At 35.7% G+C, this 25,821-nt stretch carries 24 protein-coding genes, 1 tRNA gene and 1 riboswitch; of the genes, 5 read left to right on the top strand and 20 right to left on the bottom strand.

All coding sequences use genetic code 11. The features are described from left to right. Window positions 1–32: 32 nt before the first annotated feature. A riboswitch (purine riboswitch) is annotated at window positions 33–130 on the bottom strand. A 228-nt stretch (window positions 131–358) separates the two neighbouring features. Continuing rightward, window positions 359–634, top strand: a complete 276-nt coding sequence (locus IGI65_RS10060) for a hypothetical protein (protein WP_438774146.1) — start codon at window positions 359–361, stop codon at window positions 632–634. 85 nt (window positions 635–719) lie between these two features. On the opposite strand, the gene IGI65_RS10065 is transcribed toward IGI65_RS10060, so the two are convergent. From IGI65_RS10065 to IGI65_RS10080, 4 genes are read right to left on the bottom strand one after another with little or no spacing between them, the layout of a single operon-like run. Continuing rightward, window positions 720–1,397 (bottom strand): hydrolase, encoded by a 678-nt coding sequence (locus IGI65_RS10065; RefSeq protein ID WP_412258660.1) that lies wholly within the window; start codon window positions 1,395–1,397, stop codon window positions 720–722. A 25-nt stretch (window positions 1,398–1,422) separates the two neighbouring features. Beyond that, window positions 1,423–2,043, bottom strand: coding sequence for a glycoside hydrolase family 73 protein (locus IGI65_RS10070; RefSeq protein ID WP_071863810.1), 621 nt, complete (start codon window positions 2,041–2,043; stop codon window positions 1,423–1,425). Next, window positions 2,033–2,857, bottom strand: coding sequence for a M15 family metallopeptidase (locus IGI65_RS10075; RefSeq protein ID WP_438774147.1), 825 nt, complete (start codon window positions 2,855–2,857; stop codon window positions 2,033–2,035). Before IGI65_RS10075 ends, IGI65_RS10070 begins: the two co-directional genes overlap by 11 nt. Window positions 2,858–2,881: 24 nt before the next feature. Beyond that, window positions 2,882–3,394: a hypothetical protein gene (locus tag IGI65_RS10080; RefSeq protein WP_095005805.1), complete on the bottom strand. Its 513-nt coding sequence runs from the start codon at window positions 3,392–3,394 to the stop codon at window positions 2,882–2,884. Between the two features lie 115 nt (window positions 3,395–3,509). Here IGI65_RS10080 and IGI65_RS10085 point away from each other — a divergent pair, with 115 nt between their 5' ends. After that, on the top strand, window positions 3,510–4,454 hold the full coding sequence (locus tag IGI65_RS10085) for a Gfo/Idh/MocA family protein (RefSeq protein ID WP_438774148.1): 945 nt from the start codon (window positions 3,510–3,512) through the stop codon (window positions 4,452–4,454). A gap of 75 nt (window positions 4,455–4,529) precedes the next feature. On the opposite strand, the gene IGI65_RS10090 is transcribed toward IGI65_RS10085, so the two are convergent. Further along, the gene (locus IGI65_RS10090; protein ID WP_071863806.1) at window positions 4,530–5,486 is read right to left on the bottom strand and encodes an aromatic acid exporter family protein; all 957 of its coding nucleotides are present in this window, start codon (window positions 5,484–5,486) and stop codon (window positions 4,530–4,532) included. 127 nt (window positions 5,487–5,613) lie between these two features. Between IGI65_RS10090 and IGI65_RS10095 the strand changes: the two genes are divergently transcribed. Further along, window positions 5,614–6,219, top strand: a complete 606-nt coding sequence (locus IGI65_RS10095; RefSeq protein WP_438774149.1) for an FUSC family protein — start codon at window positions 5,614–5,616, stop codon at window positions 6,217–6,219. A gap of 18 nt (window positions 6,220–6,237) precedes the next feature. Here the strand turns inward: IGI65_RS10095 and IGI65_RS10100 are convergent, their stop codons facing one another. From IGI65_RS10100 to IGI65_RS10125, 6 genes are all read right to left on the bottom strand, one after another. Continuing rightward, window positions 6,238–7,368, bottom strand: coding sequence for a sodium ion-translocating decarboxylase subunit beta (locus tag IGI65_RS10100; RefSeq protein WP_438774150.1), 1,131 nt, complete (start codon window positions 7,366–7,368; stop codon window positions 6,238–6,240). Further along, on the bottom strand, window positions 7,361–7,486 hold the full coding sequence (locus IGI65_RS10105) for an OadG family transporter subunit (protein WP_438774151.1): 126 nt from the start codon (window positions 7,484–7,486) through the stop codon (window positions 7,361–7,363). Before IGI65_RS10105 ends, IGI65_RS10100 begins: the two co-directional genes overlap by 8 nt. A 144-nt stretch (window positions 7,487–7,630) precedes the next feature. Then, window positions 7,631–11,038 carry an FtsX-like permease family protein gene (locus IGI65_RS10110; protein WP_438774152.1) on the bottom strand — a complete coding sequence of 1,136 codons (3,408 nt, stop codon included), beginning with the start codon at window positions 11,036–11,038 and terminating at the stop codon, window positions 7,631–7,633. Next, complete coding sequence (locus tag IGI65_RS10115) at window positions 11,001–11,702, bottom strand: ABC transporter ATP-binding protein (protein WP_071863801.1); 702 nt, start codon at window positions 11,700–11,702, stop codon at window positions 11,001–11,003. Before IGI65_RS10115 ends, IGI65_RS10110 begins: the two co-directional genes overlap by 38 nt. A gap of 366 nt (window positions 11,703–12,068) precedes the next feature. Beyond that, window positions 12,069–13,217, bottom strand: coding sequence for an N-acetylglucosamine-6-phosphate deacetylase (gene nagA / locus IGI65_RS10120; protein ID WP_438774153.1), 1,149 nt, complete (start codon window positions 13,215–13,217; stop codon window positions 12,069–12,071). Between the two features lie 75 nt (window positions 13,218–13,292). Continuing rightward, entirely contained in the window at window positions 13,293–14,126 is an 834-nt protein-coding gene (locus IGI65_RS10125) for a helix-turn-helix domain-containing protein (RefSeq protein ID WP_071863799.1), read from the bottom strand. A 129-nt stretch (window positions 14,127–14,255) separates the two neighbouring features. Here IGI65_RS10125 and IGI65_RS10130 point away from each other — a divergent pair, with 129 nt between their 5' ends. Continuing rightward, window positions 14,256–14,429, top strand: a complete 174-nt coding sequence (locus IGI65_RS10130; protein WP_438774154.1) for a DUF2187 domain-containing protein — start codon at window positions 14,256–14,258, stop codon at window positions 14,427–14,429. 241 nt (window positions 14,430–14,670) lie between these two features. Here the strand turns inward: IGI65_RS10130 and IGI65_RS10135 are convergent, their stop codons facing one another. Continuing rightward, complete coding sequence (locus IGI65_RS10135; protein WP_071863797.1) at window positions 14,671–15,888, bottom strand: pyridoxal phosphate-dependent aminotransferase; 1,218 nt, start codon at window positions 15,886–15,888, stop codon at window positions 14,671–14,673. A gap of 90 nt (window positions 15,889–15,978) precedes the next feature. Then, window positions 15,979–16,134: a hypothetical protein gene (locus IGI65_RS10140; protein WP_169818337.1), complete on the bottom strand. Its 156-nt coding sequence runs from the start codon at window positions 16,132–16,134 to the stop codon at window positions 15,979–15,981. A 70-nt stretch (window positions 16,135–16,204) separates the two neighbouring features. Between IGI65_RS10140 and IGI65_RS10145 the strand changes: the two genes are divergently transcribed. Next, a tRNA-Leu gene (locus IGI65_RS10145) sits at window positions 16,205–16,288 on the top strand. A gap of 346 nt (window positions 16,289–16,634) precedes the next feature. Here the strand turns inward: IGI65_RS10145 and IGI65_RS10150 are convergent. From IGI65_RS10150 to IGI65_RS10180, 7 genes are all read right to left on the bottom strand, one after another. Further along, a complete protein-coding gene (locus tag IGI65_RS10150) occupies window positions 16,635–16,820 on the bottom strand; it encodes a hypothetical protein (RefSeq protein ID WP_071863796.1) in 186 nt (61 codons plus the stop codon). Window positions 16,821–16,834: 14 nt separating this feature from the next. Then, window positions 16,835–17,614 (bottom strand): hypothetical protein, encoded by a 780-nt coding sequence (locus IGI65_RS10155; RefSeq protein WP_438774155.1) that lies wholly within the window; start codon window positions 17,612–17,614, stop codon window positions 16,835–16,837. Between the two features lie 98 nt (window positions 17,615–17,712). After that, window positions 17,713–19,542 carry a glycoside hydrolase family 13 protein gene (locus IGI65_RS10160; protein WP_438774156.1) on the bottom strand — a complete coding sequence of 610 codons (1,830 nt, stop codon included), beginning with the start codon at window positions 19,540–19,542 and terminating at the stop codon, window positions 17,713–17,715. A 5-nt stretch (window positions 19,543–19,547) separates the two neighbouring features. Beyond that, window positions 19,548–21,965 carry a glycogen/starch/alpha-glucan phosphorylase gene (locus tag IGI65_RS10165; RefSeq protein WP_438774157.1) on the bottom strand — a complete coding sequence of 806 codons (2,418 nt, stop codon included), beginning with the start codon at window positions 21,963–21,965 and terminating at the stop codon, window positions 19,548–19,550. A gap of 138 nt (window positions 21,966–22,103) precedes the next feature. Next, a complete protein-coding gene (gene glgA / locus IGI65_RS10170; protein WP_438774158.1) occupies window positions 22,104–23,540 on the bottom strand; it encodes a glycogen synthase GlgA in 1,437 nt (478 codons plus the stop codon). Window position 23,541: 1 nt separating this feature from the next. Further along, window positions 23,542–24,687 carry a glucose-1-phosphate adenylyltransferase subunit GlgD gene (glgD, locus tag IGI65_RS10175; protein ID WP_438774159.1) on the bottom strand — a complete coding sequence of 382 codons (1,146 nt, stop codon included), beginning with the start codon at window positions 24,685–24,687 and terminating at the stop codon, window positions 23,542–23,544. Further along, entirely contained in the window at window positions 24,677–25,819 is a 1,143-nt protein-coding gene (locus IGI65_RS10180) for a glucose-1-phosphate adenylyltransferase (protein WP_071863790.1), read from the bottom strand. The genes glgD and IGI65_RS10180 overlap by 11 nt, the downstream gene beginning before the upstream one ends. Window positions 25,820–25,821: the final 2 nt, after the last annotated feature.

A 25,821-nucleotide genomic window follows, 5' to 3' on the forward strand; every position in this document is an offset into this window, starting at 1 on the left:
CGCTTTTTGCCAGTCTAAGCAAAAAAAGCGCCTTACGCACGTTTTTTGCTTATAGTCCAGTATTTACGGTACTGGGTAGAGACTGTCGACCAGATTACGACGATATATAAGCAGGTATGTATCTTACTGCGTCTTGCGCAATAAATTATGTATTGGAGTATAACACCTCATTTGAAAACTAGCAACCAATTTTCGTGAAAGTATGACAATTTTTGTAAGCTTTTTTCAAAAGCTAGCATTTTCCCTTTAATAACACGCGGCAGTCATTTCATTTTTCTGCCCCTACTTTTTTACTGGCGCTACTTTTTAGAAAAATTATGCTACTATAACGTTAAAGTAAAAAGTAGAAGGTGTCATAATGCAAGCAAAAGAATTGGTTACTATTTTAGCGACTATGCCACAAAAAAAAGAGCACTACCAGCTTTATCTTGGTGAGCAACCTGTCACCAATTTAAAAATAGATGCAGCAGACGATTTTGTTTTTAGCGCTGAAAATAGTCAACCTGCTCTTACGTTGCAAACTATTTTAGTTTTACTGATGACCAATAAAAGTCGTGAACTTTATTATTTGAAAGACAATCAAAAACGGAAAGTTTATGGTATAAAAGAAAAAGACAAAAAAATTATTTTATAAATAATTCGACTATTTTTTTCCTATTTCACACAAAATTACACAAAAAATAGTCTGGCGTTATTGCATGATAACACCAGACCATCTTTTATTCTTTATCTATTTCCATTTGACGATAATGTTCCATCTTACGGCTAAATAACTCGCCATTAGAAGGCGGCGTATACGTGATGGCATTTGCGCCAGCTTCAATTGTCTCTAAGATACTCTCTTCAGTAGGTCCACCTGTAGCAATAATCGGTAAATCGGGATAGTTTTCACGGAAATGCCGAACAGTAGCGGCCGTTTCTTTGCCAGCGCTAATGTTTATGACCTTAACGCCAACTGCGAGTTTTTCATCAATTGGTGTCAATTTAGAAGTAACCGTACTTACTACCGGAATATCGACGACCCGACAAACCATTTTAACAGTATCTACCGAAGTCGGTGCATTTAAAACAACCCCAATCGATCCTTGGGCTTCGGCAAACATCGACATATAAGTTGAACGCTCCCCTTGGGTTAGCCCGCCTCCAACCCCAGAAAAAACTGGAATATCTGCAGCTTCAATGATTGATTTGGTGATCGCCGGATGTGGGGTAAAAGGATAAACTGCAATTACAGCGTCCGCATCAGTATTGCGAATAATCGCAATATCAGTGGTAAAGATGATGGAACGCACCCGCCGACCAAAAATTTGAATCCCTGTTGCTTCACGAATAATTTTAGGAACGCGAACGATATCTTTCCGTAATTCGGTCGAAATTTTTGGCATTTTTTGCTCCATAAAAACACTCCTTTCATGCTAGAGATTATACGTCATATTGCATTAAATTATATTCCTCTATCATAGTTATAATTTTATCAGCATATTGCGGATCTGTCGCATATCCCGCCTCTTGTAGCGCTTTAGCTGCTTCTTTATAATTATTGGCTAACAATACTTTTTCATATTTTTTTGGATCCCAATTCACACCATTAACAAAAAGCATAGTATGATCATCCATTGAAGCCTGCCAAGAATCATAAACTTTAAATTCCCCTTTTATTGTAATATATTGCTCATCTACAAATTCTTGGGTATCTAATTTCACTTTAGGTACATCACCATAAGCTTTAATTCCAAATAAATTTTTATATTCGCTAGCCAATTGACTTTGACCAAAATTCGATTCTAGTGCAGCCTGTCCCAATATAATACTTGGTAAAACACCATATCCTTTTTGTAGTTCTTTGGCATGAGGAGCCAATTGCTCAATAAAATTTTTACGAAGTTTATCTTCATCTGTTACTTGTGCCACTTGGGTTGAAGTAACAGGTTGACTGAGTTGCCGAATTGAAAAAACAAAAGCCGCTAAAATAAGTAGAAATCCAGCTAAAATTGCTGGGAAGCCGGCTTTTTTACGTTTACGATATTTTCTTTTAATGCTCATACCCCTCCCACTTTTCTAACTGGGTCAAATACTCTTCCAATGTTAAATCATGCGTAGTAATATATTGGGCGCTTTCTATACCTACATAACGCAAATGCCAAGGTTCATAAGTGATTTTTGTAATGTTTTCTTTTCCAGCAGGATAGCGCACAATAAAGCCAAAGCGGCTGGCATTTTTTTGTAACCACTGAGCACCAGGTTGTTTACTGTAGCTTTCGTCTAAAATCATATCCGGATTAGATGAGAGCCACTTTTCATCGACTACATCAACTGCTAACCCAGTGTGATGCTCACTATAACCCGGTTCTGTCATAGTTAATTTTGCTTTTTTAATTGCAGCTTCTCGTCCTAAATGATCTTGACTTTCTAATTGACTAACCCGTTCATTAAAAACTTGTTTTTGATAAGCAACCGAGCGATATGAGGAAACCAAATGGAGATTAATATTTGCTTTTTTTGCAGCGGCTTTTAACGCTTCATAACTTGTTGCGATTCTTTTATCTACCATATGACCATCAGCTAAGGTGGTAAGTTGATCTTCTGATATTTCTTGTTTTATTTTATGATCGGGACTAACCAGTACTAAACGCCAATCATTACTTTTTATTTGGGGCAAATCCTTTGGTCGCATATCACCTGAAGAGTCGGAAACTGCCTGTGTACTTTCTTGTGTACTTGCGGTGCTTGACGTCAGCGTAGTTGCTGTGGATGATGCAATTGAACTGGAATTATTTTTTTGATAATCATCAAAAAATATAAAGAAAGCAGCCACAGCTACCATCAAAATCGTAGCTGCTCCGATTATTTTATTCAAAAATCTAAAACGCTCCTTTAATAACTATTGATTGTAGGTTTCTTCTAAGTTTTCACTTACCCATGCTAACAGACCAACTTTTTCTTGCTGTAGTTGTTGCTGAATTTTTGCTGGAAGACGAAAACTTAAAATATCATCAAAACCCCACTCATCATACGTAATAAAGACACGCAAATCAAGTAACTGCTGATTACGATTGTCTTCAGTATGTTGAATGACTTCGACGTCGGCTAAGCGTTTTTGCAACCACGTTTGGGCAATTTTGGTTTTTAAGCGTCTATATTCACTCACAGCTTGTGTCCTTTTTTCTGGGAAGATAATCGTTTGACGCAACACTTTTTGCATCAGCATCCACTCATAATCACTAAATAAGTTCTTAATTTTTTGATTTTGTTCGGGTAACAAAGTGCCATTACCACTTTTCCATTTTTCCCAAGTGATTTCATCACTATTTAAAACATTTTGATAAAATGTTGTCTCAGACGTATATTGTTCCTTAATTGTTTGTAGTAAAATTGCAATATAAACTTCGTGCATAATAAATCCTCCTCTTGTCTATTTTACTTTATTTTTTTAGATATAATAGTTTTATCCCCATAACTTTCTTATTTTTTAAAAGATTGCTAAACTAAATTTAAAGGAGCTGATAGTATTGAAAAATTATAAATGGGGTATTGCCGGAACCGGTGGTATTGCCCACGAATTTGCATCAAATTTTAACGGAAAACAAAGTAGCTTAGCAGCCGTTGCTTCACGTACCACAAAAAAAGCAGCTGAATTCGCCCAACGTTATGAAATTCCTGCTAGTTATGGCACTTATGAAGAGATGCTAACAAGTGATATAGATATTGTTTATGTCGCTGTACCTAATGCTGCCCATTACAACTATATTAAAAAAGCATTATTAGCCGGCAAACACGTTTTATGTGAAAAAGCCATCACCATGAATTTAGCCGAGCTAGAAGATGTCATGAAAATCGCGACAGAAAAAAATTTAATCTTGCAAGAAGCTATGACGATTTTTAATATGCCATTATACGATGAGCTGACCCGCTTAATTGATCAAAATAAACTAGGTAAATTAAAAATGATTCAAGCGCCTTTTGGTAGCTATAAAGAGCCTGATCCTAAGAATCGTTTCTTTAATCCTGATTTAGCCGGCGGTGCTTTATTGGATATTGGGACCTATGCAGTTTCTTTTGCCCGTTATTTTTTATCCAGTGCACCAAAAGTAATCGCTTCGACCATGGTTCCTTTTGAAACTGGTGTTGATGAGCAATCTGTTACTATTTTGCGCACACAAGAAAATGAATTAGCAACTGTCAGTCTATCTTTTCAAGCTAAAATGCCCAAAGTCGGCATTGTCGCTTTTGAAAATGGTTATCTAGAAATTCCCGATTATCCACGGGCAGCAAAAGCAACCTTAACTTATACTGATGGCAGCAAAGAGACCATCATTAGCGGAGCAAGTGAAGTTGCTTTTCAATATGAAATTGATAATTTTACAGCTACAATTGAAGGCCAACCTAACAAGTCGCTCTTTTTAACCCACGATGTCATTCGTATTTTGGACCAAATGCAAAAGGATTGGGCTTAAACGCTTAAATACCAACTTGATTTAAAAATAAGTCACCATAAGCAGTGAAACAAATTGCGAATGTTTCACTGCTTTTTAGTTTTCTAATTTGCGACTAAATTCAGCTTTTGTTTCAATAAAACTAGTAAATAACTGCAAAAATTGAAATAATCGGGCCCGATTTTCAAACTCTGAGCGATTTTTAGGCAGTGGGCTTGCTTCATAATTTTGACTAATAGCTTTGATTAATGCCAATAGCTCTTGTCCGTCATTATCATAGCCAAATGTTTTTGCTGTCGTTTGTAACAAATAGCGCATATCCGCTAAATACTCTTCTTCTACTTCAATTTGATCAAGTAATTGAATCATATCTCTTAAAATCAACACCTGACCACGGCGCATGGTAAAGTAAGTCGCAAAGGAAGAATCTTCTTGAAACCACCGATTTTGCTGATGACGTTTTGCTTTAACTTGAGCTTGTGCTAAATAATCACCTAAGACAGCACAGGTTTGACGAGCCTTACTCGCAGCACTTGGAGTGTTTAGCCCATTAGCTAGTTGTCCCAACAACTTTTTAAACATCACCTCAACAATTGCCTGTTCTTCTTTTAATGTCTTACCAATATCTGGCATATACAAATTAGCAAGGAGCGCTAAACCAACACCTAAACTCATGAGTAAAAATTCATTAGTAATTAGTTGCCACGCAAAAGAATTTTCGGATAAATAATGAGTAACTAAAACAGAGTTGACAACAATGCCATCTTCTAACCTAAAATAAACTGATACCGGAATAAAAAGTAATAAAAAAACACCAAAAGCAAACGGATTAAACCCTAACAAATTGAAACAAAAAAATGAAATGATTGTGGCGATAATTAAAGATACAACGCGATAAAAAGCTGTTAGTAAAGTAGCCTTTTTAGTGTTACCGACACTTAAAACTGCAATAATCCCTGCTGCTGGAGCATATAGTAAATTTAATGATTGCGCAAAAAACATTGCCAGACTAGCAGCTAATACCGTTTTAATCGTACGTAATCCAATTTTCATAAGTACCTCCTTTAGTTTTAGTTTACTGATTTGACAGCGAACTGGCAATATTAAAAGATTTTAGTTATCATATTAATAGAGAGTAAAATACCTGCTACGGTGAAAAAATTAGAATAGGAGCAAAAAGATGCACTTAGGACGTTTTCGGATCGGAATGCGAACGATGAAGACAGCATTAGCTGTTATGATTTGTATTTTCCTTTTTCATTTTATTAATCGTGGACAGCCGTTGATTGCAGCATTAGCAGCAGTTTTTGCACTGCGCCAAGACTTAACGACCACTGTATCTTTTGGTAAATCGCGTGTTTTAGGTAATTCGATTGGTGGTTTCGCTGCGATTTTATACTTTTTTATCAAGCAATATTTCCACCACGATTTCCTCGTAGAACTGATTGCTTTACCGATTTTTGTAGCATTAGTAATCATTATTTCTGATGGCATCAACAATAACTCAGGAATTATTTCAGCTATTGCCACGATGCTCTTAATCACGTTAAGTGTGACGGAAAGTCAATCTGTTTATTTTGCCATCGATCGGGTTTTGGATACTTTTATTGGGACTTTTATTGCGCTTGCCATTAACTTTATCCTACGACCTCCCACGAATGAAAAAGAAAAAGAAATCGCTGAAGATCTCGTTGAACTAAAACAAAAAGAAGAAAAACTACATTTTATGCTAGCAGAAGTCCAAGCTGAAATTAAACGGAAAGATAAAAAAGGAGATGGCCATTAATGGTCGTCTCCTTTTTTATTAACCAAAATAGGCTAGTAACGTCCCCGCTGCAACAGCAGAACCAATGATTCCAGCTACATTTGGTCCCATCGCATGCATAAGCAAATAGTTTGTTGGATCATTTTTTAACCCTTCTTTATGAACAACTCGGGCTGCCATCGGTACAGCTGATACCCCAGCCGCACCAATCATCGGGTTTACTTGTCCTTTAGTTAATTTACACATTAACTTCCCAAATAAAACTCCAGCTGCTGTGCCGATCGAAAAAGCAAATAAACCTAAAACAATAATTTTTATTGTTTCCACCGATAAAAAAATATCGGCTTCTGCTTTTGCTCCAACTGTCAGTCCCAGTAAAATGGTAATAATATACATCATTGCATTTTGCAACGTTTCCGTTAATTTTGGTACTACTTGTGATTCACGAATCAAATTCCCTAACATTAAACAACCAATTAAAGTGGTCGCCGCTGGTACTACTAATGCAACAAAAATCGTCGTAAAAATCGGAAAAACAATACGTTCTTTTTTGGTGACTGTTCGCTGCATCTGCATTTTAATTTTACGCTCTTTTTCAGTAGTTAATGCATTAATAATCGGCGGTTGAATAAGAGGCACTAACGCCATATAGGAATACGCAGCAATCGCAATTACTGATAACAAATGTGGTGCCAATCTAGTAGTTAGATAAATAGCCGTCGGACCATCTGCCCCACCGATAATTCCAGTTGCCGCTGCTTCTGGACCGGTCATGCCTAAAAGAATTGCACCGAAAAAAGCTGCGAAAATGCCAAATTGAGCGGCTGCGCCTAAAAGTAACGTTTTAGGATTTGCAATTAAAGGGCCAAAATCCGTTGAGGCACCTAAACATAAAAAGATTAACGGTGGATAAATTCCCAAATTAGTTCCTTGATAGAGGTAATATAAAAGACCACCTGGTTCTGCTGCTGTCGGACTAGCAAAAATACCAGTTAAAGGCAAATTTACTAACAAAATTCCAAAAGAAATCGGCAACAATAAATACGGTTCATATTCTTTAAAAATGGCTAAATATAAAAAGATAATCGCAATTATAATCATAATGAAATGTTTACCTGTCATGCCGGCAAAACCAGATGTTTCTAACATGTTTTGAATAATCTCAGTCATCTTTCATCTCCTTAAAAATTTTTTTAAATAGCAGTAACGCTCCCCATAACGCTGCCAAGATAAAAAAAACAAACAACATGGATACAAGTGTAATCATCCCCGCTTCTACTAGTGACATCTTAAACCTCCTTTGTTTTATCGTTACTTTAATTGTAACAAAACCCCTTCTGAAGACAAAACGAAAACGGATACAAATAGAACAAAAAAAATCAAACCACTAGTCTTTTATTTTTCAATTACACTAGTGGTTTGACCTTACCCATTATTCATTTGACTTTAACGCTTCAATCATATCGACATTTTTTAGTTTAAAATAAACAAAAATGCCCACAATAATCGAAAAGAAAATTGTAATGAGACTTGCATACAAATAACTCAATGGTTGAATCGTAGGAGAAAACATCACCATATCCAATTCGACTGTTTTTAATACAAAATCGTGTTCAATTTTACCTAATAAAAGACCAGCTAAAATTCCTAGGATCGTTAAAATAATATTTTCGCGATAAATATACATCGTTAATTCATTATCATAAAAACCTAAAACTTTAATGGTAGATAATTCACGAATACGTTCTGAGATATTGATGTTGTTTAAATTATACAACACAATAAAGGCTAATAAACCAGCAGAGATGATCAAGACCCACACGACAATTGTCAAAGCTTGCGTGGTATCATCTAAGGCATTTAAAGAATCAGATAAAAAGCTGACATTGACAATCCCAGTATTTTCCATCAATTTTTCTGCGACATCTTTTTCCTGACTACTACTCAAATCTTTTTTAAAGAGTAAAAAAGCTGCATTATAACTTGGTGCTTTTTGGAAAACTTGTTCATAATAATCAGGTGTCAAGTAAGCAAAATGACCAGTATAATTTTCTGCGATGCCGGTAACTTTGACTGGATAAGTTTGTTTGTCATTATCTTTTAAATTAATTGTGTCGCCAATTTTCACATCAAAAAGCTGGGCTAATTTTTCATTAATAACCGCACCATTATTTTGCAAAGAATATTCCCGTTTACTTTGGCGATTATTTAATAAAACAAATTCAGCCAAATCTTTAGGATCTTTTGGCACATAGACGCTAACATCTTGTGGTGTTTTGCCGTGACCGGAAAGTGTTAATGTTTCCGTTGCAATTGGCATATTAGCTTTGTATCGATTTAACTGTTTTACTTCTTTTTCATAACGTGCTTGCGCATTTTGATCTTCGTCACTAAAAGAAACGACCGCTTGATAGTGCCATAACTTTTCAAATTGTAAAGGAATAATATCTGTAATCGAATCCCGCAAACCAAAACCGGTTACAATCATCGCTGTACAACCTGCAATTCCCACTACTGTCATTAACATTCGCAATTTATAACGGAATAAATTACGCAAAGTTACCTTTTGATTAAAATTAAGCCGCCGCCAAAGCGGTTTAATATTTTCTAACCATACCCGCTTCCCAGCCTTAGGTGCTTTAGGACGCAGTAATGTCGCTGGTGGTGCAATTAAATCAAAGCGCACCGTCAACATCGCCACACCTACCGTACAAATTAAGCCGACCACAATTCCAATGATTGTATAATTTAAATACCACGGTGTCACAAAGGAAGGTAAATTATAAAGTTGTCCATAGGCTTTAATGATAATGCTAGGAAATAGTTTAAAACCAACCACTAATCCTAATAGCGAACCAATAATTCCCGCCAATAAAGCATAAATAAAGAATTTTAGCGCAATTTCATGGTTACGATATCCTAGTGCTTTAAAAGTACCAATTTCTCCTCTTTTTTCCTCAACCATTCGCGTCATAGTAGTTAGACTAACTAAAGCTGCAATTAAATAAAAAATCAGTGGAAAAACAGTGGCTAGTGACGTAATACGATCAGCATTTTGCTTATATTCGGTATAACCTGGATTATCATCACGATTACTAAAAATATATTCTGCTGGTTTTAACGCTGCTAAACGCTTTTGTTCATTTTTCAATTGTAATTCCGCATCTAAAAGTTTCGGCATATTTGCACTAGTTTGCTCTTGAAATGCAGCCAACTGTGTTTTATATTCTTCTTCACTAGCATTAATTTTTGTTTCTGCTTCTTTTAATGCCGTTGCAGCTTTCTCACTCGCTTTGGTTAATTCCTCTTTAGCTGTTTGTAATTCAGCAGCCCTTTGATCAAGAGTTTCTTTTGTTTGGGCTAGTTGTGTCGCTGTTGTTTGTAAAGTGCGTTCTTTTGCTTCAATTTCACTTAGATCAAGATCTGTCGCAGCTTCACTTTGTTTTAATTGCTCTAATTGCGTCTTTAAATCACTCAATTCATGAGTCAAATCTTTTACTGCAACAGCCACTTCTTCACTGGTAGTATTTTCTTCATCCCAGTTTTTCACAGTATTAATAAGCGCGTCATCGCCGACTTTTTCGGCTAACTGTATCAACGTATTTTTTTGTTCGTCGATAAGTCCCCCAAGCTCCTCTTCATCAACCATTAATGCTTCAAATTGCTTTTGTAAATTATTTCCACTGGCAATTTTTTCTTCTGTTTGCTGAATTTTTTCTTTCGTTTGGTTATTAGTAGGTGCCATAGCAGCTTTTCGTTGATCTGCCACTTCTGCTTGTTGGTTTGTTAATTTTTCTACTTGTTCATTGTAGGTGATTTCCGCTTGTTTTAACTCTTCTTCTTGTTGTGTTAAAGCTGTTTGTTTTGTTTGCGCTTCTGTTTGGCTCGCTTCTTTTTGAGCTGCTAATTTATCCTTGGCAGCTTTAATTTCAGCTTGCGCTTTTTCTAACTTTGCTTCCCCGTCGTCTAAACTTTTTTCACCACTTGCGATTTCATTTTGAACTTTTTTTAGCTGTGTTTGTGCTTCTTCTTTTACTTCTTGTAATCGCAACTGCGGACGATTTGCTAGTTTTGCCCGTAAACTTTTCATTCCTTTGTCTGTTGACTTTTCATACGCATCAGAATAAGCCGTCTGCCCTTTAGTATCTTTAAATTGCACTAAAATACGGCTATAGGCAGACAAATTTAAATCAGCTTCATTAATAACGGCAAAATAATCAATGGTCCCGCTGCCAACATTTGTATTGCCCCTTTTAATATTTTCAATATATTCTGGGCTGTTCACAAAACCGACTACTTTAAATTCGCGTTTTTTTAGCTGTTGCTTTTTATCATCATCAACTGCTACTGTGAATTTATCTCCAATGCGATAATCTTTGTTGTAATCAGCTAAACTATCAAGGGCAATTTCCCCACTTTTTTCGGGTAGACGACCTTTTACTATCTGATAATGATTTAATTTTTGGTCACTATTATAACCAAAAAAGCGCAATACTTGGTTTTTATCACTCAAATTTAAGTCAAGTAAGTACTCTGCTTGTGCTTGTGCAACTTGATTATCTTCATTTATTAATGCTAAATCAGTGTTTGATAAACCTAATGTTGAAACAATTGTCGCGTCAGCTAGTTGTTGGCGATCATAGTAGTCATCACCTGAAGTAACCATATCCGGTCCAGTTGCCCCAATGCCGACAAAAAAAGCGGTTCCCAAAAAGATAATGCCTAAAATCGACAAAAAGCGGGCCGGAGAATTACGAATTTCGCGAATACTGGTTTTTAATAATGCCTTTTTCACTGCTTCATCACCACGCAATCTCTTCAACAGCAAGTGGATTTTCATTTAAAGTGATGCTTCTAACCTTGGCATCGTTTATTTTAATTACTCGGTCAGCCATTGGCGCAATCGCGGAATTATGGGTAATAATAATGACAGTTGTACCAAATTTTGTCGCAGTCTCTTTTAAAATTTCTAAAATCTGTTTTCCCGTTTCATAATCCAATGCTCCCGTTGGCTCATCACAAAGTAAAATTTTAGGCTTTTTTGCCAATGCACGGGCAATTGTTACCCGTTGTTGTTCACCACCTGATAATTGGGAGGGAAAATTGTTCATTCGTTTTCCTAGACCAACCTGTAACAACACTTCTTCAGCATCCATGGCATCTGGTACAATTTGAGCAGCCAACTCAACATTTTCTTTTGCCGTTAAATTAGGAACTAAGTTATAAAATTGAAAGACAAAGCCGACATCATTGCGCCGATAACCGGTTAATTGTTTGTTATTAAAACGAGCGATATCTACCCCATCCACTGTCACTTGGCCACTATCGCACGTATCCATACCACCTAAAATGTTTAAAACTGTCGATTTCCCCGCGCCACTGGGTCCTAAAATAACAGCAACCTCTCCTTTTTCAACACTGAAGGTAATCTTGTCATTGGCAATGATTTCAGTATCTCCCATTTGATACTTTTTCACCTCATTAAATACTTCAATATAACTCATAAAAATTAGCTCCCTTAAATAAATTCTCGTTAAATTAAGTTTAACATAAGATATTTTTTTAACAAAAATTCTACCGCCAAAAAACTCTTTTTTCGAAAAATAACGCACGAGCAATAAGAAAAGCAAAACAAACGTGGGAAACTCTCAAGTAATAAGATGGAATTTTAATAAATTGCTTTCCAAATTTCTTCAAATTTCAGCTTATTGCCGTAGAGAGTTCGTTTGTGTGCTAGATCAAAAGAAAAGCTAAACAAACATACCACTATATAAAGGTACAATCTATGAAAATCAGATTATTTTCCATCAAAAAAAAAAAAAAAAAACGACAGACTAATTTGTCTGTCGTCAAAATTTATAAATAAAATTTTATGCTTCGTAGCGTTTTTCACCATCTAAATAAGTAGCCGCTAAGGTCATATCAGGATTTAAGACGATAAAGTCAGCATCGCGACCATTTCGAATTAAGCCACATTTATCATCAATTTTACAGCTGACAGCTGGAACCCAAGTCGCCATCATGATTGCTTCTTCAGGGGTTGCAATTTCCCAGTCCACAACGTTTTTAATTGCTTCTTTTAGTTTTAAAATACTACCAGCTAAATTGCCTTCTTTCATGCGAGCAGTACCATCTTTTACAACCACTGGAAATTCACCTAATACATAATCACCATCAGGCATCCCACCGGCCATCATACAGTCAGTAATTAAAGCAACATGATCATGACCTGCTTTTTCCATTAAAATTTCTGCCGCTTGCGGATGAACATGATGTCCATCACAAATTAATTCTGAAAATACATGTTGTAAGCTAAGTAGTGCTCCGACCATCCCTGGTTCACGATGGTTTAAGCCGCGCATACCGTTATAAGCATGTACAAACACACTAGCACCAGCTTCTACAGCTTCTGTTGCTTCTTCTAAAGTTGCATTACTGTGACCTAAAGCTACCACAACACCTTCTTGGGTTACTTGATTAACAAATTCTTTAACCCCTTTTCGTTCTGGTGCTAAAGCAATCTTTTTAATCAAGCCACCAGAAGCTTCTTGCCATTCGTGGAAAGTATCAATATCTGGATCACCAAAATAAGAAGGATTTTGAGCACCTTTATGTTCTTCGGTAAAGAAAGGTCCTTCAAAATAAATACCTTGGATTTTAGCTCCTTTAACTTCTTGATAGGTGTCACCAATTGTTTTGGCAACATCTTTTAATAATTCTTTAGTTGAAGTTAATGTTGTTGGTAGATAAGAAGTTACTCCACATTCCAACAATCCTTCAGACATAATTTTTAGACCTTCAGCGTTATTGTCCATAACGTCTTGATTTTTATAGCCATGAATATGTGTATCTACAAGACCTGGAGCAATCCATTGCCCACTATGATCCACTACATTAGCATCTTTTTCTGGTAATTCAGTATAATAATTACCAAATTTGTCGTTAATAATTTCTAAATAGCCAGCAGGTTTAGTATCAGAGTTTAAGAAAAATTTGTCAGCATAAATAAATGTTCGCATTTAAATCGCTCCTTTGATTTACTAACTTAAAATTACTCCTTCTTTTCGTAGAAGTCAAGAAAGGTCTAAACCATTTTAGAGATTTGTAATACGTTGGACAGAGTTTGATATTTTAAAATATTTCTCACCATGCTCTTTTTTTCCTAGTGCTTTGTAAATCAAACCTTTAAGCTGAAAGAGTTCTTCTAAATAATAATAACTTTTTTGTTTTCGGACCATTTCAGCACCGCTTTTCACCACCGCAAGAGCTTCTTCGTAACGCTTCTCTTGATATAAAAATAAGCTGAAATTATAAAAAACTTTTGCTAGGCGACAATCAATCCGCTCTTTTGGCAATGTCTCAAACAGTTCCATACTATAAGCAAGGTTATCCTCCCCTTCTTTTTTTTGACCTAAGTCAGTCTGAACTCGACCAATACAAGAAATCAATTGGATTTCATTAGAAGAAATATAGTGTTTATCTGCTTGAAAGGTATAAGAAAGCCCTTGTTTTAAATGCTGAAGTGCTAATTCTAGATCACGCCCTAAAAAATATTCACAGCTACCCAAATAGTAATAATACAATTGTAAATCTGTGTCTAAATACAACTGATCCAAGATAGCGGGCTGCTTTAATAAGTCAGCGAGCTCCGTGTATTCTTTATGAAAAAAATGATATGCCATTTGATTGAGTAATTGGTTTACCTTTTGAATTTCTTCAGAATGTAACGTCATGACCTGATCAATTGTCACGCCTAGACGCTCACACAGATTCTGCATTACCAAGACATTTGGTAACTCCTCATCATTTTCAATTCGACTTAAAACGCTTTGAGAGCAAATATTTTGTGATAACATTTTTTGTGTTAATTTGCGCTCTTTACGAATTTGTTTTAACACATGACCAAACGAAACAGTTTCCTTTTTCATTTTAATGCCTCCAATTATGTGAATTAGCATTACCCTTTTTGTTAATTTTATCACATAATACCTCAAAAGGTATGACCGAAAAAGAACAACTTTTTCTCAATAATTGAAAAAAATCAGGAGGAAATTGAGATGGAACAAGCTTCAAATATAATTTTTAAATGGCAAAATAAACAGTTTTACGTCTGGGTTGAAAAAGAATATCAAAATTCATTTCTGATCAATGTGACAAATCCTAATAAAGAGTTAATTACAAAATACGCAAAACGAATTATCATCAGTAAAAAAGTCTGTGAATGGGTTTAAAATGGTTTTAAAAAGTACCCCCATTACTATATACTTAACACTTTCACTTCACTAGCTTCTATAAAAGAATTCTTTCTTTTTTCCCTACATAATCCGCAACTTCAGCCTAACTTTTCGAACTAAAAGATAGGCTGAGATTACTTTACTAAAATCCAATTATTAAAAGATAGCTAAAAAAATAGAGAAGAAAGTGCGACAAAAGTCTTATCACACCTCTTTCTCTATTAAATTACCACGATTTTTATTTTTGCTGATAAGTGGCCAAAAATTCTCGTAATTTTTCAGCCGTAAATTTTAAATCATCCATTTTCGGTAAATAAACAATACGGAAATGATCTGGTTTTTGCCAGTTAAATCCACCACCGTGAACGAGTAATATTTTATGCTCATGTAAAAAGTCTAAAACGAACTGTTCATCATTGGTGATATTAAACCGCTTGCTATCAATTTTAGGGAAAATGTAAAAAGCAGCTTTCGGTTTTACAGCGGAAAGTCCAGGAATATCATTTAACGCATTGTAAATATATTCTCGTTGTTCATAAATTCGACCACCAGGTAATAAAAGTTCATCACTGCTTTGGTAACCACCTAAAGCGGTTTGAATGATTTGTTGGGATAATACATTTGAACACAAACGCATCGAAGATAACATATTTAACCCTTCGATGTAGTCTTTAACGCCTTTTTTATCACCGCTCAATACCATCCAGCCGACCCGAAAGCCCGCTACACGATGCGATTTTGATAGCCCATTTAATGTGACAACAAAACGATCAGGTGCTAATGTCGCAATCGGAATATGGGTTAAGCCATCCATCACCAAACGGTCATAAATTTCATCAGAAAAAATAATTAAATCAAACTCCCGCGCTAATTCAACAATTCCTTCTAAGATTTCCTTAGGATAAAGTGCGCCGGTTGGATTATTCGGATTAATTACGACAATGGCTTTTGTTTTGCTCGTAATTTTAGCCCGCATATCAGTTAAATCAGGATACCATTCACTTTCTTCATCACAAATATAATGAACCGGTTTGCCGCCAGCTAAAGAAACAGAGGCAGTCCACAATGGGTAGTCTGGTGAAGGAACCAAGACTTCATCCCCATCGTTACATAAACCTTGCATACACATAGTAATCAATTCACTAACACCATTACCAGTATAAATATCATTAATCGTTACATTGGGAAAGCCTTTTAACTGACAGTACTGCTCGATTGCTTTTCGAGCCGAAAAGATACCTTTGGAATCAGAATAGCCCTCTGAAGAACGAACGTTCATAATTAAGTCTCTGACGATTTCATCGGGGGCTTCAAAGCCAAAGGGTGCGGGATTGCCAGTGTTTAATTTTAAAATGCTAACTCCTTCTTCTTGCATACGTTCGGCTTCTTCTAACACCGGCCCACGCACATCATAGCTAACACCTTCTAATTTATTTGATTTCTCAAAGTGTTTCATAACATCGCCCCTTTTTTAATGGATTGTTGTAATTACTTTACTTTTTTATCCTTTAAAAAGCAATCTTTCCTATGATTTTTCGTAAAACTTTTAATTTTTTTGCCGATAAAAATTAATGACGATATCAATGAAAATACTCGCTACTATCCCTAAGAAAATACCAGCTAACACGTTGTCACAAATTAAACCAATAAGAAGTCCTAATAAAATAGTTGGGAAAAGATAAGTACCATCTGATTTTTTCATTGTCTCCTCACATTTCTTGTCTTCATCTTGACAAAGGATTTTTTTCTAAGGTATCATAAGTTGTTGTCTCGCAGAAGTGTTGGAATTGGCAGACAAGCAAGATTGAGGGTCTTGTGAGCGTAAGCTCGTGCGGGTTCGAGTCCCGTCTTCTGCATTACGCGTTTTTTTAGGTTTTTACAGAATGTTAAAACACCGTCAGATCAGCTCTTATGATAATGTTTTTACGGAATGCTATTTCTTCAAGGTCAATTTCAAGGTCATTTACACTCAAATGATTGTATTTCTATTAACATGATTGATGAAGTTCTTTGTAAGTTACTAATTATATAATAACAGCTTTAGTCTTTAGTGTAATTGTCACCAAGGACTATTTTTTATTCTATTACTCAGTTTACGATAGCATTAAACTTTTTTACCCAAAAACCTCTCTGAAATGATTATTTATCATCTCAGAGAGGTTTTTATTGGGACTGATTATTTTATAGTCTAATTTTGTTTACTTATAAAACAGTTGGATCATAATGATAGGTGATATCACCATTATGATGAGCTTCACCAACAAAATATTTTTTATCAGCTCGGTTAACCCACGCATTGCGAAATAAAAAGAAGTTTTCGCGGCTGACTTCAATTTTTTTGATTTCACCATTTTTCAACTTTTCTAATTGTACATCATATGTTTCCATTTACTGCTACCCTCTTATTCTTCAAAATAACTCGAACGACGCCCTTCAGATTGACCGTCTTCAATGAGACCTTTTAAATCACGTTCCAACACTTTACCTTTTTTTCCTTGTTTTGCTTCTAAATTTGAGGTGGCTTCCTCTATTTTTAAGTCTTCATCATGATAAAACTTTTCTACCGTAGGGTCATCGGCTCTTTTTTCTTGAAACGCGGCTGGTTCATGATCAAACAATAAATATTGATCTTTATTTTTGGATAAAGAGGCCAACAATTCTGTTTCATTAACTGTCTCTTTTTTTTCATCTGAAATTAAAGAAGCCGGAATATATTTAGGTACAAAATAAGAGCGCCCACCACTATAGCGTTTCACCGTACTCTTTTCTGGTGTTGAAGTGTCATTTTTCACTTTATATGTTGACCGTTTGTACTCTTTGCCAAAAAGAGAAGTTCGTCCAGCTAAATCTGTTTCGGGCTTAATTTTTTTACTGTAATCTGGTAAATTGGCCCGATGCTTCTTTAGTTCTTCTTCTTGGGCTAAGGTATGACCTTGTTTGGCGGCAGTTGCTTTCCGGGAGCGGCGCAAAGCCCGTTCTTCCTTTAATTGATCACTTTTTAGTACACTTTTTTTCGGTGGCGTGTAAAAAGAAGTTCCATTATGTTCTGTTTCATCAGTTAAAAGCCAACTACGATCTTTGGCAAAAAGATTGCGTTTTTCTTTTTGAATTTTAACATCTTCATTGTCATCGTAAACTGGAAAGCGGTAATGTTTCCGCTTTATATCGGTATATTTTCCCATTATAACTTCATCCTTTATCTACTTTGTTTTATCATACCATAAAGCAAATAAATCTATTGAAAATTTACCCCAGCTAAGTGGAATTTTAAAATTCCAACTTAAGCAAATAATTTCCCGCTAAAGACACAAGTGTCCGCCTCTTGAATCGTCTGATTTTCTCCGATGATTACTTTTAATCGTTCTTTTGTAATAGGCAAGGGACGTAAAGTTTGAATTTCTGCTACATCAATAGCTTGCATCCCGTTGCTAGGATTAAAAAAGACCAAAACAAAATCTTCACTATCATAACGCAAAACGCCCAACAATCGCTTTGTGTATAAAAGTAAAAATTCCCCTTGATGAATAACAGGATTGTCTTTACGTAAAGCAATCCAACTTTGACAGGCTTCATAACATTTCAAATCGATGTTATCCCAGGGGAAAAACTTCCGATTTTCAGGATCTTTTCCGCCCGTTAAGCCCGCTTCATCTCCATAATAAACACAAGGAACTCCTGGAAAAAGATGTAACAAGCCAAAAGCTAAAGATAATTTACGAGTATCACCATCTAATTGGGTTAAAATTCGTTCGGTGTCATGGGTTCCAATGTTATTAAAACTATTGTAAAAAACATCACGAGGATAGTTTTCTTGTAAGGTAGTAAAATGTTTCGCAATCGTCTCTGGTGCACAGCCTGCTGTTAAAAATGCTAGCGCTTGTTCGCGCAACGGATAATTCATCACACCGTGCAGATGATTACCTAAAATATATTGGCGCCTTTTACCATAAGAAATTTTATTTGAAGCATCTTCCCACACTTCGCCTAGTAATACTTTTTCTTCAAATTGATCGAGATTATGCCGGATTCCCGCAATAAATTCATCCGGCAGTTCGTCAGCTACATCTAAACGCCAACCGTCAACGCCAAACTGATTCCACTTTGCCAACACACTGTTATCGCCATAAATGAACTGCTGAAATTCTGGGTTGTCTTTATTAATCTCTGGCAAATCCTTTACTCCCCACCAAGAGCGGTAATCATCAGGATAACGATTAAAATTAAACCAAGGATAATAGCGACTATGGATGTTCCGATAAGCACCTTTTGTTTGTCCATAAGCGCCATCATAATTAAAGTAGATACTATTGCGACCAACATGACTAAAAACACCATCTAAAATCACATGAATATTATTTTCATGTAGTTCAGACAATAACTCTAAAAACTCTGCTTCAGTGCCTAAAATTGGGTCGATGGCTAAATAGTCACTGGTATCATACCGATGATTACTGCGCGCTTCAAAAATGGGATTCAAATAAATTCCAGTGATTCCTAACTCTTTTAAATACGGGATTTTTTCTTTAATGCCTTTAAAATTACCACCAAAAAAGTCCCAGCGACTAATATCGCCATTCTCATCTTTAATATACATTGGTTCATCATGATGATTCCCATAAATAAAAGTATTTGGTTTGGGATGATTCACTAACCCGTGTTTATTGCCATTATAAAAACGATCAGGAAAAATTTGATAAAAAACGCCTTCACGATACCATTTAGGTGTCACTTCAGCTTTTTTGTAGCAGGTAACTTGATACCTTTTAATTTCATCAAAATGATCGACTAAATGCCCAGCTCCCCCACCTTCAATTGCGCCATAATAGCGAGTGTGCTCAGCGCGATTAGCGTCCAAATAATGAACTTCAAAATAATAAAAATAAACGCCTTTGCCTTCATTGAAAAAATAATCAAAGTGATACTGCTGCGTGCCATAGCTTTCCATGGCAATGGTGTGAGGTTTATTACCATCTTTTGCGATGACTAACGTAACACCTGTAACAAAATCATCTTCGACACTAATTTTAAAGGAGACAAACTCATTTTCCAAAACCGCTCCAAATGGTTTCTTATACTCTTCTAACCATGAATTAAAATATACCGCTGTCATAAACCTTACCTCATTAACTCTTTATGGGCAAAGACTGGTTCTATTTGCCAGATATCTTCTGCATAACGCGCAACAGTATGATCAGCAGAAAATTGGCCCGCATTTGCAATGTTAATTAAACTCATCTGTTGCCAACGTCTTTTATCACCATATAGTTCTTCAATTTGTTTTTGAGCAGCACAATAAGAATCAAAGTCTTTTAAGACGAAAAATTCATCATTATATTTGATTAAAGAATCAAATATTTCTTGGCCTTCAAAGTGAATATTAGGAATGGTGCCATCAATAAAGGCAGTTAAAACTCGTTGTAGTGTAGGTGAATTTTCATAAATGTCCATGGCATTGTAATTTTGCGATTGATAATAGCCGTATACTTCTTCTTCTGTTAAACCGAAAATAACAATATTCTCTTTACCCACAGCGTCGCGAATTTCAATGTTAGCACCATCTAAAGTAGCAAGTGTAATCGCACCATTTAACATCAGTTTCATATTGCTAGTACCAGAAGCTTCTTTTGAGGCTAGTGAAATCTGTTCACTGACATCTGCTGCTGGAATAATTCGTTCTGCTAAAGTTACATTGTAATTTTCTAAAAAGACAATTTTGATGCGATCTTTTACATCTGGATCGTGATTAATTAATTGGGCAGTTTCATTAATTGCTTTAATAATTGCCTTTGCATACGTATAACTTGGCGCTGCTTTAGCTCCAAAAATGAAAACCCGTGGCACCATTTGAAAATCAGGGTTATCTTTAATCGCAAAATATAATTTTAAGATGTGTAAGAGATTTAATAATTGACGTTTATATGCGTGTAGTCGTTTGATTTGCACATCAAAAATTGCATCAGCTGAAACTGCAATTCCGGTTGTTTCTTCAATATATTGTGCTAATGCTACTTTATTTTCTTTTTTTGCTTTGGCTAAAGCAGTTAAAATAGCATCATCTTCCACATAATTTTGTAGTAAATGCAAGTCATTACTTTTTTTCCGCCAAGAAGTCTTAATTGTTTGATCTAAAAGATTAGCCAATGGTTCATTTGACAGTTGCAGCCAGCGTCTTTGGGCAATCCCATTAGTTTTATTATTAAAGCGGTCTGGGAAGATTGTATAAAAATCATGCAATACAACATTTTTTAATAGATCCGTATGCAATTTGGCAACACCATTGGTACTGTGACTACCAATAATCGATAGATTAGCCATATGAACTTGTCCATTTTGAATAATGCTAGTCCGTTCAATTAATTCGATATCATAATACTGACTATATTGATTTACAAAGCGGCGATTGATTTCTTCAATAATCTGATACATGCGCGGTAACATTTCTTGCATCAATTCAATCGGCCATTTTTCTAAAGCTTCCGCCATAATCGTGTGATTAGTATAACTCATTACCTTCACTGTTACTTCCCAAGCTTGCTCCCAAGTTAAATCACATTCATCCAACAAAATACGCATCATTTCAGGTATGCATAATGCTGGATGTGTATCGTTAATATGAATGGCAATATATTGACTCATGGTCGTTAATGGCTTATTCAATTTTTTAAAGTAGCGGACAATACTTTGGACTCCAGCCGAAACAAAGAAGTATTCTTGCAATAATCGCGTTCTTCTTCCTCTTTCATTGGAATCATCTGGATATAACACCGCTGTTAAATCTTCTAATTCCCGCCGCTCTTCTAAACTGCGGTAGCGGTTTTCTTCTGAAACGGGAATTTCTACTGACCATAGTCTTAACGTATTTACTACGTCATTTTGATAGCCTACCATTGCGGTATCATAAGGCACAGCTTTAATTAAACGACTATTTTCATAAACTGGCTTTAAGCGCCCGTCTGCTAGAGGTAACATATATACGTTACCGCCAAAACGCACATCCACTGCCTTACTTTCTTTACGGACTTCCCAAACGTTACCATTGTTTAACCATTCATCAGGCAATTCTACTTGATAACCATCAACAAAACGTTGTTTAAATAAACCATAATCATAACGGATACCATTCCCATTTCCCGGTAAGCCACAAGAAGCAATCGAATCCATAAAGCAAGAAGCTAATCGACCTAGCCCACCATTTCCTAATGCCATATCTTTTTCTTGTTCAACAATTGCATCTAAAGAAAAGCCCAACTCGGTTAAACCATCCCGAACGGTATCTAAAATGCCTAAGTTTAACAAATTACTTTTAAGCATTTTTCCTGGTAAAAACTCAATTGAAAAATAATAAACTTGCTTTGTTTCTTCTGTGAGATAGTCTTTCCACGTTTGCACCCAGTCATCAGCGTAATAAGCTTTAACCACGCTACCTAATACGTGAAAAAGTTCCTGCGGTGTAGCATCATTAATGTCCATCGCATATTTTTCTTTTAACCGTTGGATCATTTCTTCTTTAAAAACCTTTTTAGTAATTTTCATCTCTTTTCCTCCTAGATAATAAAAAGTTGAAGAAGCAGGCTTCTTCAGCTTAATTTTTTGCTATTTCAATTTTAAAATTTAGTCGGTAAGAAGCTGAAAAACAGCGGGCTGCTTCCCAGTTTCTTACCGACATATTTTTTAAACTAACGTTTCATATAAGGCAACATATTGTTTTGAAGAAGTTTTCCAACTAAAATCTTTTGCCATTGCTTGTTGCATAAGATTTTGCCAAGTTTTTGGGTCACCTACATATAAAGTAATTGCTTTTTCAATCGCTTTTAATAATTGATAAGAACTAAACTCAGCAAAACCAAAACCGGTCCCCTCACCTGTGACAATATTATATGGGATGACTGTATCTTTTAAGCCACCGATTTCATGAACGATTGGTAAAGTTCCATAACGCATAGAAATCATTTGAGATAGGCCACACGGTTCAAAAGCAGACGGCATCAAAAAAGCATCTGCTGCTGCGTACATCTGTTGTGCCAGTTTAACATCAAATGAAATGCTGACCGCACATTTATCAGGATAAGTTGCGGCAAAGTAACGAAAGCCATTTTCAAAATCTTTCTCTCCTGTCCCTAATAGCACTAGCTGGACATCATTTTGTAAAAGACTGTGTAACTCATCAAGTAAAAGATTAAAGCCTTTTTGATAAGTTAAACGACTAACTACTGCAAAAAGTGGCACATCTGCTTTGACTGGTAGTCCCATTTTTGCTTGTAAATCTGCCTTGTTTTTTGCTTTTCCACTTAGATTTTGTGCATTGTAGTGATAAGGTAATAAAAGATCAGTATCAGGATCATTTAAATCGTAATCGATACCATTTAAAATACCACTTAACTTACCAGCTTCCATTCGCAAAATAACATCTAACCCAGAGCCAAATTGAGGCGTTTTGATTTCTTCAGCATAAGAAGGGCTTACCGTGTTGACCCGATCAGCGTACAAAATCCCAGCTTTCATAAAGTTTAAGCAATTGTTCATGCGCAACGTACCATCTTCATAGCGTTCCATCCCGACGCCAAATAAATCTGGTAAAACACTACCGGCATATTGCCCTTGAAACTCAATATTATGGATAGTCAAAACGGTCTTAATGTTATTATATGCATGAATCCAACGATACTTTTCTTTTAATAAAAACGGGAGCATTGCTGTATGATAATCATTAGCATGTAAAAGATCTGGGATAAAATCAATGCGCTCCATCATTTCAATTAGCGCCAATTGGAAAAAGGCAAAACGTTCACCGTCATCGTAATACCCATATAAACCATCCCGAGCGCCAAAATAGTATAAATTATCTAAGAAGTAATACGTAACGCCATTTAATACTAGTTGCTTTACGCCACAATACTGATTTCGCCAACCGACATTTACGTAAAAAGAGAATAAGTCTTCACATTGATTAGCATATTCAGCAGGTATTTTTTTGGCAAAATAAGGCAATACGACGCGACAATCGATACCTTTTTTGACTAGTTCTTTTGGCAAAGCACCAGCGACATCTCCTAGACCACCTGTTTTAAAAAAAGGAGCACACTCAGCGGCAGCAAACAATACTTTCATCTTATTCGCCTCCGTAAACATCGGAAATAATATGACTTTGTTTCTTTATCACAATTGGTTCTTCTTTTGTACCAATAATTTTAACCCCTGGAGCAACTTGAACGGCTTTATCTAAAATTGCATATTTCACTGTGGCACCTGCACCAATCTTATTATTAGCCATCACAATCGCATCTTCTACTACCGCGTCTTCACTAATTACAGTATGACGGGAAACTAAAGAATTTTTCACTGTCCCTTCAATAATTGAACCCGTGGCAAATTGTGAATTTTCCACTTGTGAAGTTGGTGCATAATAAGTTGGAACTTCATTTTTCAACTTCGTATAGATTTTTTTACTTGAATAAAGTAGTGAACTAAATTTTTGAGGGTCCAACATATCCATATTGGCTTGATAATAAGAGTGAATATCAAAAATATTATTCAAATAGCCGGTGTATTCATAAGCTGAACTTTTGACACTTGTAATTTTTGAGCGTAAGAAGCTTTCCAAATTAACAGATACGCCTTCATTTTGCCCTTGGGACAACGCTTCAATTAATCTTTCAGTTTGCACAATGTAAATATCAGCACAAAGATTAACGGCATCAGTTAAATTACTATCTTTTGCTTGTGTGGCATGAAGAATTTTGCCATTTTCTTCCATTTCTAATACCATATCAGTCGGATAAACTTGTGATTTTGGCATACGTTTATATACAACTGTCATATCGTTTGCTTGCATTTGATGGATTTTCAAGACTGCTCGCAAATCAATATTGCATAACATTTTGCTACCCATAAAAACGGTATATTCCGATTTTGATTTCTGTAAATAGTCAATTAACGTATCATAGTAGTGTTTATTTTCTGCTTTTTGTTTTAGAAAATCTTGGTAAACATGAATGAAGAAGCGATTGCGGACACTATCTAAGTTCCACTCTTTACCGCCACCGATATGGTCAAAAACTGACTGTGTTTCTCCTTCGTTAAAGACCATAAAAACAGTACTAATATTCGCATTGACAATGCTAGATAAATTAAAATCGATCAAGCGATATTTACAATCAAAAGGTAGTGTTGCAAGGGGACGGTTTTCTGTTAATGGTAATAACTCATTATAACGATGTAAATTACCCAAAATCGCACACATTTTATTAGTTCTCATCAAGAGTCACTCCAATCACTTCAGAATAGCCGACAACAGCAATTTCTTCACTGCCATCAATCACTGCATTATCACCTACGATGGCATTTTCACCAATAATCGCACGATGAATTTTTACATTTTTTCCAATTGTTGCCCCAGGCATTATCACACTATCAGTAATGGTGGTTCCTTCTTTTACTTGGACATCATCAGATAAAATAGAATGATTAATTTCACCAGAAACATAACAACCATCGACAATTAGCGAATTTTTAACAGCAGCTGTTTCTGTTAGGAAATGAGGCGGTGAAATAGTATTTTTTGAAAAGACACGCCATGATTTATCGCGAATTGCAAGTTCCATTTCCGGTTCAATAAATTCCATATTGGCTTCCCATAATGAATCAATAGTCCCTACATCTTTCCAATAACCGGAAAAACGATAAGCAAAAACATTCTCACCTGATTCAAGGTAATTTGGAATTACATGTTTACCAAAGTCAATCATTTGGCCATCTTTTGAATAGCTATTCATTAAGACATTGCGTAAACGTCCCCAGTTAAAAATATAAATTCCCATTGAAGCGAGATTGTTTTTTGGTTCAGCTGGTTTTTCTTCAAATTCAATAATACGATCATTTTCATCCGTATTCATAATTCCAAAACGGGATGCTTCTTTAATTGGTACTTCGATAACTGCTACAGATAATGAAGCGTTATTTGCCTTATGCGTTTCTAACATTTCTTCATAGTCCATTTTGTAAATATGATCGCCAGATAAAACAAGCACATATTGTGGATCCATTTGATCAATGTAGGCGATATTTTGGTAAATCGCATGGGCAGTTCCTTCAAACCATTTACTTCCTTCAGAACTTGAAAACGGCTGTAAAATTGTCACCCCAGAATTAATACCGTCTAAGCCCCAACTTGCTCCATTTCCAATATGGTTATTTAATGCTAAAGGTTGATACTGTGTAACAACACCTACATTACGAATACCAGAGTTGGCACAATTACTTAAAGTAAAATCAATGATCCGATAACGGCCTCCAAACGGAACTGCTGGTTTGGCAATATTTTTGGTTAATTTTCCTAGCCGCGTTCCTTGACCACCGGCTAAGATCATCGCTAACATTTCTGTTTTCATTT

Source organism: Enterococcus sp. DIV0755b (genome assembly GCF_051713765.1).
GTDB classification, from domain to species: domain Bacteria; phylum Bacillota; class Bacilli; order Lactobacillales; family Enterococcaceae; genus Enterococcus_C; species Enterococcus_C canintestini.